Source organism: Shewanella sp. P1-14-1 (assembly GCF_001401775.1).
Taxonomy (GTDB): domain Bacteria; phylum Pseudomonadota; class Gammaproteobacteria; order Enterobacterales; family Shewanellaceae; genus Shewanella; species Shewanella japonica.
In genome coordinates this window covers 1-251 of sequence record NZ_LKTL01000124.1, presented here as the reverse complement: position 1 = coordinate 251, position 251 = coordinate 1, and the positions used below count along the sequence as shown (strand labels likewise).

General features: G+C 47.4%; 1 pseudogene. It reads left to right on the top strand.

What is annotated here, in order from left to right:
* Positions 1-251, top strand: a pseudogene (locus tag AN944_RS21715) (hypothetical protein); the annotation flags it as partial.

Here is a 251-nt window from a genome sequence, read left to right as displayed (position 1 = left end):
ATTGATGCATCGAACCAAGGCGATATCACTGGTACATCACAAGATATTCCAGCAGATGGCACGGTCACTCTGGTTATCACCGATATTGCTGGCACATCAATTACCATCACTGATGTGGCAGTAAACGCGGACGGTACTTACTCTGTCGATAATGTTGACCTCTCTACACTTGTGGATGGCGACATCACAGTGGTGGCAACTGCAACTGACAGCAACGGTAACGATTTATCGGCCAACGACACTGAAAACCT